This window comes from Streptococcus sp. 17.1 (assembly GCF_016648655.1).
Taxonomy (GTDB): Bacteria; Bacillota; Bacilli; order Lactobacillales; family Streptococcaceae; genus Streptococcus; species Streptococcus salivarius_E.
This window is the reverse complement of sequence record NZ_JACLQM010000006.1, coordinates 1-13261: the sequence shown is the minus strand read 5'-3', so window position 1 is coordinate 13261 and position 13261 is coordinate 1. Positions and strand designations below refer to the sequence as shown.

Annotated in this window: 12 protein-coding genes; all 12 read left to right on the top strand. The window is 38.2% G+C overall.

Annotation, left to right across the window (positions count from 1 at the left end; all coding sequences use genetic code 11):
* The first annotated feature begins 57 nt into the window (after positions 1-57).
* The 12 genes from dnaN (at position 58) to ftsH (ending at position 13027) form a co-directional block, all read left to right on the top strand.
* Positions 58-1194, top strand: coding sequence for a DNA polymerase III subunit beta (gene dnaN / locus H7T99_RS04920; RefSeq protein ID WP_002883965.1), 1137 nt, complete (start codon positions 58-60; stop codon positions 1192-1194).
* Positions 1195-1245: 51 nt separating this feature from the next.
* Positions 1246-1437: a DUF951 domain-containing protein gene (locus tag H7T99_RS04915; RefSeq protein WP_037599384.1), complete on the top strand. Its 192-nt coding sequence runs from the start codon at positions 1246-1248 to the stop codon at positions 1435-1437.
* Between the two features lie 209 nt (positions 1438-1646).
* A complete protein-coding gene (ychF, locus tag H7T99_RS04910; RefSeq protein ID WP_002883967.1) occupies positions 1647-2762 on the top strand; it encodes a redox-regulated ATPase YchF in 1116 nt (371 codons plus the stop codon).
* Between the two features lie 73 nt (positions 2763-2835).
* Entirely contained in the window at positions 2836-3405 is a 570-nt protein-coding gene (gene pth, locus H7T99_RS04905; protein ID WP_037602421.1) for an aminoacyl-tRNA hydrolase, read from the top strand.
* A complete protein-coding gene (gene mfd, locus H7T99_RS04900; protein ID WP_037602423.1) occupies positions 3398-6904 on the top strand; it encodes a transcription-repair coupling factor in 3507 nt (1168 codons plus the stop codon). The genes pth and mfd overlap by 8 nt, the downstream gene beginning before the upstream one ends.
* 184 nt (positions 6905-7088) lie before the next feature.
* A complete protein-coding gene (locus tag H7T99_RS04895; protein WP_002883975.1) occupies positions 7089-7364 on the top strand; it encodes an RNA-binding S4 domain-containing protein in 276 nt (91 codons plus the stop codon).
* A complete protein-coding gene (locus H7T99_RS04890; RefSeq protein WP_037597264.1) occupies positions 7348-7719 on the top strand; it encodes an FtsB family cell division protein in 372 nt (123 codons plus the stop codon). Before H7T99_RS04895 ends, H7T99_RS04890 begins: the two co-directional genes overlap by 17 nt.
* Positions 7719-7850, top strand: a complete 132-nt coding sequence (locus tag H7T99_RS04885) for an SP_0009 family protein (RefSeq protein WP_002883955.1) — start codon at positions 7719-7721, stop codon at positions 7848-7850. Before H7T99_RS04890 ends, H7T99_RS04885 begins: the two co-directional genes overlap by 1 nt.
* A complete protein-coding gene (locus H7T99_RS04880) occupies positions 7847-9139 on the top strand; it encodes a serine hydrolase (RefSeq protein ID WP_002889553.1) in 1293 nt (430 codons plus the stop codon). Before H7T99_RS04885 ends, H7T99_RS04880 begins: the two co-directional genes overlap by 4 nt.
* Positions 9139-10404 (top strand): tRNA lysidine(34) synthetase TilS, encoded by a 1266-nt coding sequence (gene tilS / locus H7T99_RS04875; RefSeq protein ID WP_037602425.1) that lies wholly within the window; start codon positions 9139-9141, stop codon positions 10402-10404. The genes H7T99_RS04880 and tilS overlap by 1 nt, the downstream gene beginning before the upstream one ends.
* Before the next feature lie 81 nt (positions 10405-10485).
* Positions 10486-11028 (top strand): hypoxanthine phosphoribosyltransferase, encoded by a 543-nt coding sequence (gene hpt, locus H7T99_RS04870; RefSeq protein WP_002883962.1) that lies wholly within the window; start codon positions 10486-10488, stop codon positions 11026-11028.
* A 19-nt stretch (positions 11029-11047) separates the two neighbouring features.
* A complete protein-coding gene (gene ftsH, locus H7T99_RS04865) occupies positions 11048-13027 on the top strand; it encodes an ATP-dependent zinc metalloprotease FtsH (RefSeq protein ID WP_037602427.1) in 1980 nt (659 codons plus the stop codon).
* Positions 13028-13261: the final 234 nt, after the last annotated feature.

Here is a 13261-nt window from a genome sequence, read left to right as displayed (position 1 = left end):
TGTCCACAAGACCTACTACTACTACTAAAATAATACTAATAAAAATAAAGGAGCATCATGATTCAATTTGCGATTAATAAAGCTTATTTCTTACAAGCACTTCATACGACTCGCCGTGCTATTTCTTCTAAAAATGCTATCCCAATTCTATCGACGATTAAAATCGAAGTTACCAGTGATGGTATCTATTTGACAGGATCAAATGGGCAAATCTCAATTGAAAATAGTATCTCAGTTTCGGAAGAAAATGCAGGTCTATTAATTACACAGCCAGGTAGTATCCTTTTGGAAGCAAACTTTTTCATTAATGTTGTCTCAAGCTTGCCTGATGTTACCCTTACTTTTGAAGAAATCGAACAATACCAAGTTTTACTGAAGAGTGGTAAATCAGAGATTACTTTAAAAGGGAAAGATGTTGAACAATATCCCCGTATTCAGGAAGTTGATAGCTTGACACCATTGCTCATGGACACAAAAGTGTTAAAATCTATCATTGCTGAAACTTCATTTGCAGCAAGCACTCAAGAAAGTCGTCCAATTTTAACCGGAGTTCACTTTGTTCTTTCAAATCATAAAGATCTCAAAGCTGTAGCAACTGACTCTCACCGAATGAGCCAACGTCAACTTGTTTTGGAGCATTCTGCAGATAACTTTGATGTCGTAATCCCAAGTCGCTCACTTAAAGAATTGTCGGCAGTTTTTAGCGATGATATTGAAAACTTAGAGGTCTTCTTCTCAGCAAATCAAATTCTATTCCGTAGTGAAACAATTTCTTTCTATACACGTTTACTTGAAGGAAATTATCCAGACACTAATCGTCTCTTGTCCGATTCATTTGAAACAGAAGTTGTTTTTGAGACTGCTAGCCTTCGTTCTGCTATGGAACGTTCATATTTGATTTCTAATGCTAGTCAAAGTGGTACCGTTAAACTCGAAATCATTAATGGTAGTGTCAGTGCCCATGTTAATTCGCCAGAAGTCGGAAAGGTGAATGAGGATATTGACGTGCAAGATGTTTCAGGTAGTGATTTGGTCATTAGTTTCAATCCAACCTACCTAATAGATGCTTTGAAAGCTCTTAAGAGTGAGACTGTCCGTGTACGTTTCATTTCACCAGTACGTCCATTTACATTGACGCCAGCAGATGACAGTGAGAATTTTATTCAATTGATTACACCTGTAAGAACAAACTAAAATCGAAAAAGTTATCCACTGTGGATAACTTTTTTACTAGAAAGGGAATTTATGTACCAAATTGGAAGTTTAGTTGAAATGAAAAAACCACATGCTTGTACTATCAAAGCAACAGGAAAAAAAGCTAATGAATGGGAAGTAATCCGTCTTGGAGCTGACATTAAGATTCGTTGTACGAATTGTGATCATGTGGTCATGATGAGTCGTCATGATTTCGAGAAGAAACTTAAGAAGGTTTTATAACAGGTGTTGGAGAGACTATATAACGAGAGTTTTATGTTAAGAAAATTACTTCACTAGCAATATAAAGACTTTTTAAAGTCCCTAATCATCTTCTTTATAGCATTCTTTGCCTTGCTTTCCTTTTTATGATTCTCAAAGGGAAGTTGCCTATTTTTAACAATTTTTGTGTTATAATTAACTGAATTACTTTTTTATGGAGAAATAAATTAATGGCTTTAACAGCAGGTATCGTCGGTTTGCCAAACGTTGGTAAATCAACTCTTTTCAATGCAATTACAAAAGCGGGTGCGGAAGCTGCTAACTATCCTTTCGCGACAATTGATCCAAACGTCGGTATGGTTGAGGTACCAGATGAGCGTTTGACGAAACTGACTGAACTTATTACCCCTAAAAAGACAGTTCCAACTACATTTGAGTTCACAGATATTGCGGGTATCGTAAAAGGAGCATCAAAGGGTGAAGGTCTTGGAAATAAGTTCTTGGCGAACATTCGTGAAGTAGATGCGATTGTCCATGTGGTTCGTGCTTTCGATGATGAAAACGTTATGCGTGAACAAGGGCGTGAGGATGCCTTTGTAGATCCGATGGCTGATATTGATACAATCAATCTAGAATTGATTTTGGCTGACCTTGAATCAATTAACAAACGTTATGCGCGTGTCGAAAAAATTGCGCGTACACAAAAAGATAAAGATTCTGTAGCAGAGTTTAACATTCTTCAAAAGATTAAACCCGTTCTAGAAGATGGTAAGTCTGCACGTACGATTGATTTTACTGAGGAAGAGCAAAAAATTGTTAAGGGACTCTTCCTCTTGACAACAAAACCAGTGCTTTACGTGGCTAACGTTGATGAAGATCAGGTCGCAAATCCTGATGATATTGATTATGTGAAGCAAATTCGTGAGTTTGCAGCGACTGAAAATGCAGAAGTAGTTGTTATCTCGGCACGTGTTGAGGAAGAAATTTCTGAGTTGGATGATGAAGATAAGGAGATGTTCCTAGAAGACCTTGGTTTGACAGAATCAGGAGTTGATAAACTGACACGCGCAGCCTATCACTTGCTTGGTCTTGGAACTTACTTCACTGCTGGTGAAAAAGAGGTGCGTGCTTGGACCTTTAAACGAGGTATCAAGGCTCCACAAGCAGCTGGAATTATCCACTCTGACTTCGAGAAAGGCTTTATCCGTGCTGTAACCATGTCTTACGATGATCTCATTAAATATGGTTCTGAGAAAGCTGTTAAGGAAGCTGGTCGCCTTCGTGAAGAAGGAAAAGAATACGTTGTCCAAGATGGCGACATCATGGAATTCCGTTTCAACGTTTAGAAAATAAAAAATAGTGCACAAGGCTGAAAAAGTATTTTTCAGTCCTTTTGCTGTTTATCAAAGAGGAGAAATAATGACAAAATTAGTAGTTGGCTTGGGAAATCCTGGTTCAAAATACCGTGAGACACGTCACAATGTTGGTTTTATGGCTATTGACCTAATGGCTAAGGAACTGGGATTAACCTTTTCTGAAGAAAGGACCTTTAAGGCTGAAGTGGCTTCGACCTTTTTAAATGGTGAGAAGGTTTATTTTGTGAAACCAACAACCTTTATGAATCTATCAGGTCTAGCTGTTAGAGCATTACTAGCTTATTACAATATTCCCATGGAGGATTTTATCGTCATTTACGATGACTTAGATATGGAAGTTGGGAAATTGCGCTTTCGTCAAAAAGGTTCAGCGGGTGGTCATAATGGTATTAAATCTATCATTGCTGAAACTGGCACTCAAGAATTTGACCGTATAAAAATTGGTATTGGACGCCCACAGAAAGGAATGTCGGTCGTTAATCATGTCCTTGGAAAATTTAGTGAAGACGACTATGCCACAATTTTACTGACTTTAGACAAGGTAGAGACAGCCCTCAATCATTACCTGAAAACCAATGATTTCGAAGATACTATGAGGCGTTATAATGGCTAATACTCTATTAGATCTTTTTGAGAAGAATCATCAATTGCTTGAGTGGCGTGATAAAGTAACCCTATTGAGTAGGCAGTTGGTCATGGGATTTTCTGGTTCCAGCAAGGCAGTTGTCATGGCATCCGCTCTTTCTGAGCAAGTTCCTAAGATTTTAATAGTTACTTCAACACAAAATGAAGCTGAGCAACTGACAGGAGATTTGTCAGCTATCTTAGGAGAGGATAAGGTTTATTCTTTTTTTGCAGATGATGTAGTAGCTGCAGAGTTTATCTTCGCTTCACCAGAAAAGACCCATTCTCGTCTTGAAAGTCTTAATTTTTTAATGGATAAAGAGGCCAGTGGGGTTTTGGTCACGAGTTTAGTTGGTACTAAGTTACATTTGCCTAACCCTAAGGTTTATAAAGACTCTCGCATTGACTTAACACTAGGGGAGGAACATGATTTAGAGGCTCTAAGTAAGCATCTGACTCATATTGGATACCAAAGAGTGGAGCAAGTTCTCTCACCTGGTGAGTATAGTCGTAGGGGCGACATTTTAGATATTTATGAAATGACTTCAGAGCTCCCCTACCGTTTAGAATTTTTTGGAGACGAGATTGATGGCATTCGTCAGTTTGATAGCGATAGTCAGAAATCTTTAGACAATTTAGAGCATGTTATCGTATCACCAGCAGATGATATTATCTTAACAAGAGAGGATTACCAACGTGCTGAGAAGGCCCTAGAAAGTGCGGTCTCGAAGGCAGAAGGTCCTCATAAGGCTTACCTTGAGGAAGTTCTGTCGGTTACGATTGATGGTTACCGTCATAAAGATTTACGTAAGTTTTTGTCTCTCTTTTATGATAAGGCTTATACCTTATTTGACTACCTTCCCAAAGGAACTCCTGTATTCATTGATGATTTTCAAAAGATAGTGGACCGCCATGGACGTCTTGAATTGGAGGTGGCTAATCTTTTAACTGAGGATCTTCACCAAGGCAAGTCTCTGAGTCATCTAAACTACTTAGTGGATTCATTTAAGACTTTACGTAACTATCAGCCAGCTAGTTTCTTTTCGAATTTTCATAAGGGCTTGGGAAATCTTAAATTTGATAAGTTGTATCAATTCACGCAATACCCTATGCAGGAGTTCTTTAACCAGTTTCCACTTCTAGTTGATGAAATACATCGCTATACCAAGAATAAGGCTACAGTTATTTTACAAGTGGGGTCTGAAAAGCAACTCAAATCTTTGAAGGAAACCTTGGAAGAATATGATTTAGATTTACCACTTAGTAGTTTTGGAGATTTGATTCCTTATAAGCCTCAATTAGTTCTAGGAAACTTATCCAATGGTTTTTACTTTGCTGATGAAAAGCTTGTTCTGGTCACTGAACGTGAGATTTTCCATAAAAAAGTAAAACGTCGTGCGCGTGCCAGTCACGTTTCCAATGCTGAGCGTCTAAAAGATTACAATGAGCTTGAAAAAGGTGATTATGTTGTACACCAGACTCATGGTATCGGACAATTTAAAGGTATTGAGACTATTGAGATTAAAGGGGTGCATCGTGACTACTTGACCATCCAATATCAGGATGCTGCAACAATTTCTCTACCTGTTGAGCAGATTGAGAGTCTCTCTAAGTATGTGTCAGCGGACGGAAAAGAGCCTAAAATTAATAAACTCAATGATGGGCGTTTCCAAAAGACTAAACAAAAAGTAAGTAAGCAAGTAGAGGATATTGCTGATGATCTCTTAAAACTTTACGCTGAGCGTAGTCAACTTAAAGGTTTTGCTTTTTCACCAGATGATGATAATCAAAGAGATTTCGAAGATGATTTCGCCTATGCTGAGACAGAGGATCAATTGCGTTCTATCAAGGAAATTAAGGCAGACATGGAGTCAGACAAACCCATGGATCGTCTCTTGGTTGGTGATGTTGGTTTTGGTAAGACAGAGGTAGCTATGCGTGCCGCCTTCAAGGCAGTCAATGATGGAAAGCAAGTTGCTATCTTAGTTCCTACAACGGTTCTTGCCCATCAGCACTATTTGAATTTTAAAGAGCGTTTTGAAAATCATGCCGTTGAAGTAGATGAACTCAGTCGTTTTAGAAGTAAAAAAGAGCAGAATGAGACTATTGAAAATCTAGCTAAAGGGCGTATTGATATTATTATTGGTACTCACCGCCTACTGTCTAAAGATGTTAAGTTTTCTGACTTAGGCTTGCTAGTAATTGATGAAGAACAACGTTTTGGCGTGAAGCATAAAGAGAAACTTAAGGAGTTGAAAGCTAAGGTTGATGTCCTTACTCTAACTGCGACACCTATTCCTCGTACGCTTCATATGTCTATGTTAGGTATTCGTGATTTGTCGATTATTGAGACAGCACCTACCAACCGTTATCCAGTTCAAACTTATGTTATGGAAACCAATCCTGGTCTTATTCGAGAAGCGATATTAAGAGAGATGGACCGAGGTGGTCAGATTTTTTATGTTTATAATCGTGTTGAAACCATTGATCAAAAAGTTTCTGAATTACATGAGCTAGTCCCTGAAGCACGTATCGGATTTGTTCATGGTCAGATGAGTGAGGTTATGTTGGAGAATACCCTCTTGGATTTCTTGAATGGTGATTACGATGTATTGGTAGCAACAACCATTATCGAGACAGGGATTGATATCTCCAACGTTAATACTCTCTTCATTGAGAATGCAGATCATATGGGCTTATCTACCCTTTATCAGTTGAGAGGTCGTGTGGGACGTAGTAATCGAATTGCTTACGCCTATCTCATGTATCGTCCTGACAAAGTGTTGACGGAAGTCTCTGAGAAGCGATTGGATGCTATTAAGGGCTTTACAGAACTGGGATCAGGTTTCAAAATTGCCATGCGTGATTTATCAATTCGTGGTGCAGGGAATATTCTTGGCGCTTCTCAAAGTGGTTTCATCGACTCAGTCGGATTCGAAATGTACTCGCAACTCTTGGAAGAGGCTATCAATAAACGTCAAGGTAAAACTCAAGTTCGACGTAAAGGAAATGCAGAGTTCAATCTTCAGATTGATGCTTACCTCCCTTCTGACTATATTTCTGACGAGCGCCAAAAAATTGAAATTTATAAGCGTATTCGAGAAATTGAGAATCAGAAAGATTATCAAGACCTTCAAGATGAGCTTATTGACCGCTTTGGAGAATATCCAGACCAAGTTGCCTATCTCATTGAGATTGGTCTGGTTAAGGCCTATTTGAATGCTGCCTTTGCAGAATTAGTTGAGCGTAAGAACGATACTATCACTGTTCGTTTCGAAAAAGCCTCTCTCAAATTCTTCTTGACTCAAGATTATTTCGAAGCCATCTCTAAAACGCATTTAAAAGCAAAAATCAGTGATAACCAGGGGAAAGTAGAGATTACTTTTGATGTTCATAACAAGAAAGACTATGAAATTCTTGAAGAATTAAAGATTTTTGGACTGACATTTATGGAAATCAAAGAACGTAAAGAAAAAAAAGAAGCTTAAGGAAAGTTTAAGTAAGTCTCTCTATACTATAAAATATCCTAAAACTTTTCTTTTTCATAAATCTCCTGAGAGGGTCGACTAGTGTCGATCCTCTTATTTTTGTATTGAAAAGGCTTTAGTCCCCTATTTTCTAAAAAAAATGCTATCATAGAAGAGATATCCTAACGAAAAGGAAACAGTAACATTGAGATTAGACAAATATTTAAAAGTATCACGAATTATCAAACGCCGTCCAGTTGCTAAAGAAGTGGCTGATAAAGGGCGTATAAAAGTAAATGGTGTACTCGCTAAGTCATCTACAGATTTAAAAATTGGTGACCAAGTGGAAGTTCGTTTTGGAAATAAACTCTTGACTGTCCGTGTTCTAGAAATGAAAGATAGTACGAAAAAAGAAGATGCGGCAAAAATGTACGAGATTATAAGTGAAACAAGGATTGAAGCAGATGAGCAAGAAGCCTAATATTGTACAGCTTACGAATGATTACATTGATAGTGCCAATCAAGAGCAACGATTAGAGCGTGCCGAACACGAACAAAGGAATCGCTTTATGGGGTGGATTCTCTTTGTGGTTGTTTTACTCTTTATCTTGCCAACCTACAATCTGGTTGAGACCTATATGAACATCAAACAGCAAGAGAAGGAAGTCTTGTCGCTTCAGAAAGACTATGATAAATTGTCAGATCAGACAAAGGAACGAAAGGATTTGGCTAAGAAACTTAAGGATGATGCTTTCGCCGAGAAATATGCGCGTGCTAAGTACTATTATTCACGTGAAGGAGAGTCTATCTATCCTGTACCAAGCTTATTACCCTAATGAAAGATTTACTTAAAACTGTAGAAACTTTTTTAACCTATTCAGAAGCCAAGTTAGAGGAACTATCAGAAAAAAATCAGCAACTTAAAACGGAATTACCGAGGAAAGAGGAGGTGAAGAAACAAGCATGAAAAAGCTCTTAATAGCTGCAACTGTTGTGCTTGTATCTTCTAGCCCTCTAGTCCTACTTCCTATGGAGAAGGAGCTAGCTCTGACCCCAAAACAGGTTCAAAAATTGACTCAAAATACTACAGCTAGCTTGAGTCAATTTAAACAGATTCCTAAAAATCCAAGAACGATAACAAATATCCTAACTTATAAGAACAAGGATTTAACAGAATTTAAAACCAGTATCCAAGCGGATACCAAACTATCGATTTCTGCTATTTTTTGGAATGCTAAAGGTGAACCTGTTTTCCAACTTCAAGATGGTGATTATGTAGCCGCTAGTCAGAAATCAATTGTGGATGATAGTATCTATAATCAAAAACCAGTAGATATGACCTTCTGGACTAAAGATGGTTTAACGGTATACAAAGAACCTTACGTGTTAGGAACCGAAAAAGCTGACTCTAAACTCGCTAGTTTCAAACCTATTAAGGTTAGCCAAGTAGCTCAGACGCATGCAGGGACCTACTATTTGGTAGACGGAGAGGGGTGGATTAACGCTTCTGATTTATCAACGACTGATAATCGCATCGAGTCTGTTCAAAAAGTCCTTAATGAGAAGTATAACAATCAAGAGCGCATTTCAGTTTATGTTAAACAGCTTGATACGAACCGAGTAGCTGCTATCAATGACGAAAAAAGCATGTATGCAGCTAGCGTAGCGAAGCTTGGTCTACTCTACTATGCACAGGAACGTCTGTCTCAAGAGAAATTAGCATTATCAGATGAGTATCAATATACCTCTGCTGTGAATGGTTTTCCAGGTGCTTATGATCCAGATGGTTCTGGAAAGATTAGTAAGATGCCTGATGATAAAAATTATAGCTTAGAAAATCTGTTGAAGGCTGTAGCCCAAAACTCAGATAATGTAGCGACAAATATATTAGGTTATTATGTAGCCAATCAGTATGATAAAGCCTTCCAAAAATCAGTAGATAAAGCCGCAGCGACCTCGTGGAATATGGATAAAAAGGAGTTGACTGCTAGAGCCGCAGGTACTTTGATGGAGGCTGTTTATAGACAAAATGGAGATATTATCAATTATCTTTCAAGCACGGACTATGATGGCGAACGTATTTCCAAAAACATTGATGTCCCTGTTGCACATAAAATAGGGGATGCCTACGACTTTAAACATGACGTCGCTATTGTTTATGCAGATTCTCCCTTTATTTTATCGATTTTTACGGATAAAGAAGGCTATGACAAAATCACCTCAATTGCAGATGATGTTTATGGAATTTTGAAATAATGACACAAAAATTGTTGCAAATGATGCAAGCCAAGGGTTATTTTAACCGGCACAAGAAAATTTTAGTAGCAGTATCAGGTGGAGCAGACTCTATGAGTTTGCTGCACTTTTTGTATAGCCATCAAAAAGATTTGGATATTCAGTTGGGGATTGCTCACGTTAATCATAAACAACGACAAGAGTCGGAGCATGAAGAAGCGTATTTACGTCATTGGGCAGTGGAACACAAGGTACCTTTTCACTATAGTGCATTCTCAGGAAAGTTTTCAGAAAATGCTGCCCGTACCTTTCGCTATGAGTTTTTTAAGCAGGTCATGAAAGATTATGATTACTCTGCTCTTGTAACAGCCCATCATGCGGATGATCAGGCAGAGACAATTTTTATGAGACTGTTGAGAGGAAGTCGTTTAAGACACCTGACAGGAATTTCAGCTATCAGACCATTTGGCACTGGTCAGATTATTCGTCCCTTTTTGCATCTTACGAAAGCTCAGCTTCCCGTAACTTTCCATTTTGAAGATAGGAGTAATACTTCACTAGCCTACCTTAGGAATCGCATCAGACTGTCCTATCTTCCTACTTTATCTCAGGAAAATCCTAAAATTAAGGAGCACCTTTGTCTTTTAGCCGAGGAGATTGGTCTTATGGAGCAAGCTCTAGGAGAGTTAACAAAGGATATTAGTATCACTGATTTATCTGTTTTTCAGCAACAGTCAGATGCTGTCCAGCTCTTTCTTCTTCAGAATTATTTAGACTCCTTTCCTGATTTACAGCTTTCTAAAGGCCAATTTAATCAATTGATAAGTTATCTAAGGAAAAACGCTTCAGGAAAGATGCCCCTAAAAAATGGTTATGAACTAGTAAAAACACAGACATATTTCTTGATAAGGAAAGAAGCGTCTATTTCTTTATCGCCTCCTTGTCTCTTAGAATTTGGAAAATCTGTTGAGTTTGAGGATTATACCTTGACTTTTTCAGAATTCAATGACGTTTCTAACACAGATGCTATTAGTATTTGGTCAGATGCCCCAATAGTGATTCGTCATAGAAAAGAAGGCGATAAGATTGACCTTGGTAGTCACCATAAAAAATTAAGACGACTGTTTATAGACAATAAGATTTTAGAGAAGGATCGTCAAAAAGCCATTGTAGGAGAACAAGATGGTCATATTATTTTTCTTTATGTTGCTGGGCGTCTCTATTTGAAAAAAAGACCTGAAAATGCTATACTTTATGGCACTGTAGTCATTTATAAGAATTTCTAATCAAATACCATGTTCAAATAACGATGATTGAAGTAAAAGTGGTATAATAACAGAATATTGACTTCGAGAAAGGGAACCCAAATGTTAGAAAAAGACATTAAAAAAGTCCTCTTTTCCCAAGAGGATATCGTAGCTAAAACTAAAGAACTAGGACAACAATTGACAGAGGATTATGCGGGGAAAAATCCTCTTCTAGTCTGTGTTTTGAAAGGTGCTGTTCCATTTATGGCAGAACTTATCAAACATATCGACACCCATATTGAGATGGACTTTATGGTCGTTTCAAGTTATGGTGGCGGAACTGTCAGCAGTGGTGAAGTAAAGATTCTTAAAGATGTTGACACTAATGTTGAAGGACGAGACATCATCTTTATTGAAGATATCATTGATACAGGTCGTACGCTCCTCTATCTTCGAGATATGTTCAAGTACCGTAAAGCCAATTCAGTCAAAATCGCAACTCTTTTTGATAAACCAGAAGGTCGTGTTGTTGATATTGAGGCAGATTACGTATGTTACGATGTGCCTAATGAATTTATCGTTGGTTTCGGACTAGACTATGATGAAAAATACCGTAACCTCCCTTATGTCGGTGTCCTAAAAGAAGAAATTTATACAAAATAAGTAAAGGTCTAATTAATTTATGAATAATAAAAATAATAATGGCTTCTTACGGAATGCTTTTCTCTACATCATAGTTATTATTGCGGTTGTAACTGGAGTACAATACTTTGCAGGAGGAAGCCAAAGCCCAAGTCAACAATTGTCTTACACACAGTTGCTTAAGAAAATTGAAGATGGTAAGGTAAAATCTATCACTTATCAGCCAGACGGTAGTATCATTGAAGTTAAAGGTAGCTACAAAAAGGCTGAAAAGGTTGATACTGACCTTAGTCTACCATTTTTAGGTAGTGCATCATCAGAGACACGTAGCTTTACATCGACTGTGCTGCAGAATGAAACAACCATGCAGAAATTGCAATCAGCATCAGAAGCAGCTGATGTTAATGTTAAAATGATACGTGAAAGTTCAAGTGGTGCTTGGATTTCATATCTTTTTAGTTACCTACCTTTGATTGGGATTGCTATTTTCTTCCTTTTCATGATGAATCAAGGCGGTAACCGCGGTGCAATGAATTTTGGCCGCAACCGTGCTAAGACTCAATCAAAAGAGAATATTAAAGTTCGTTTCACAGATGTGGCTGGTGCTGAAGAAGAAAAAGAAGAACTTGTAGAAGTCGTAGATTTCCTCAAAAATCCACGTAAATATAAGGCACTGGGTGCACGTATTCCTAAAGGTGTCCTCCTTGAAGGTCCTCCAGGGACAGGTAAAACTCTTCTTGCTAAAGCTGTAGCTGGTGAAGCAGATGTTCCTTTCTTTAGTATCTCAGGTTCTGACTTTGTAGAGATGTTTGTCGGTGTCGGAGCAAGTCGTGTTCGTAGTCTTTTTGAAGACGCTAAAAAGGCTGAACGTGCTATTATCTTTATTGATGAAATCGATGCGGTTGGGCGTCGTCGTGGTACTGGAATGGGCGGTGGTAACGACGAACGCGAACAAACCCTTAACCAACTGTTGATTGAAATGGATGGTTTTGATGGAAATGAGAATATCATTGTCATTGCTGCAACCAACCGTAGTGATGTTCTTGATCCAGCCCTCCTGCGTCCAGGCCGTTTTGACCGTAAAGTTCTTGTTGGTCGCCCAGATGTAAAAGGCCGAGAGGCTATCTTGAAAGTCCATGCTAAGAATAAACCATTGGCTGAAGATGTTGACCTTAAAGTTGTTGCTCAACAAACTCCAGGTTTTGTTGGAGCAGACTTGGAGAATGTCTTGAATGAAGCAGCTCTAGTTGCTGCACGACGTAGTAAGACTAGAATTGATGCTAGTGATATCGACGAAGCAGAGGATCGTGTTATTGCTGGACCATCTAAGAAAGACCGCCAAGTTTCAGAACACGAACGTAAAGTTGTGGCTTACCATGAAGCGGGTCATACAATTGTTGGTTTAACACTTTCTAGCGCTCGTGATGTTCACAAGGTTACTATTGTTCCACGAGGTCGCGCAGGTGGTTATATGATTTCTCTACCAAAAGAGGATCAGATGTTGTCATCTAAAGATGAGCTAAAAGAACAATTGGCAGGTCTTATGGGTGGACGTGTTGCAGAAGAAATTATTTTCAACGTTCAAACATCAGGTGCTTCAAATGACTTTGAGCAAGCGACACAGTTGGCACGTGCAATGGTTACTGAATATGGTATGAGCGAAAAACTTGGACCAGTCCAATATGAAGGTAATCATGCGATGAATCCAGGACAATTTACTACAGATAAGTCTTACTCAGCTCATACAGCTCAACTTATTGACGAAGAAATTCGATCACTTTTAGTTGAGGCACATGACAAAGCAGCTGAAATTATCAATGCAAACCGAGAAACACATGCTCTCATTGCAGAAGCTTTGCTTAAGTATGAAACACTCGATGCTGCACAAATCAAGTCAATTTATGAGACTGGTAAGATGCCGGTGGATTCCCTTGAAGACTCAGAAGAAGATAACCATGCCCTATCTTACGATGAAGTCAAAGAAAGAATTGAAAATAAAAATAAAGATGAAGAAGAGTAAGGAGTTCTACTCTTCTTTTTTTTAAAGTAAAATCGAGAGAAAAAATACCATTTAAAAGCATTATAAAAAAAGAAAATTAAAATCACTGCAAGTTATTGACAAGACAAGTCAGAGATGATATTATAAATAAGCTGCTTCGGAAGGGGCGGCGAACACAAGAAGTAAAAAAACTTCAAAAAAGTGTTGACAAGCTATTCTAGATTTGCTAGAATATAGGAGTTGTCTTAAGAGAGA

What these genes read in the sequence shown, in the direction of transcription:
- tilS (WP_037602425.1), top strand. Translation starts at nt 9,139, where the DNA reads ATGACACAAAAATTGTTGCAAATGATGCAAGCCAAGGGTTATTTTAAC.
- hpt (WP_002883962.1), top strand. Translation starts at nt 10,486, where the DNA reads ATGTTAGAAAAAGACATTAAAAAAGTCCTCTTTTCCCAAGAGGATATC.
- pth (WP_037602421.1), top strand. Translation starts at nt 2,836, where the DNA reads ATGACAAAATTAGTAGTTGGCTTGGGAAATCCTGGTTCAAAATACCGT.
- H7T99_RS04880 (WP_002889553.1), top strand. Translation starts at nt 7,847, where the DNA reads ATGAAAAAGCTCTTAATAGCTGCAACTGTTGTGCTTGTATCTTCTAGC.
- mfd (WP_037602423.1), top strand. Translation starts at nt 3,398, where the DNA reads ATGGCTAATACTCTATTAGATCTTTTTGAGAAGAATCATCAATTGCTT.
- ychF (WP_002883967.1), top strand. Translation starts at nt 1,647, where the DNA reads ATGGCTTTAACAGCAGGTATCGTCGGTTTGCCAAACGTTGGTAAATCA.
- H7T99_RS04890 (WP_037597264.1), top strand. Translation starts at nt 7,348, where the DNA reads ATGAGCAAGAAGCCTAATATTGTACAGCTTACGAATGATTACATTGAT.
- ftsH (WP_037602427.1), top strand. Translation starts at nt 11,048, where the DNA reads ATGAATAATAAAAATAATAATGGCTTCTTACGGAATGCTTTTCTCTAC.
- H7T99_RS04915 (WP_037599384.1), top strand. Translation starts at nt 1,246, where the DNA reads ATGTACCAAATTGGAAGTTTAGTTGAAATGAAAAAACCACATGCTTGT.
- H7T99_RS04885 (WP_002883955.1), top strand. Translation starts at nt 7,719, where the DNA reads ATGAAAGATTTACTTAAAACTGTAGAAACTTTTTTAACCTATTCAGAA.
- dnaN (WP_002883965.1), top strand. Translation starts at nt 58, where the DNA reads ATGATTCAATTTGCGATTAATAAAGCTTATTTCTTACAAGCACTTCAT.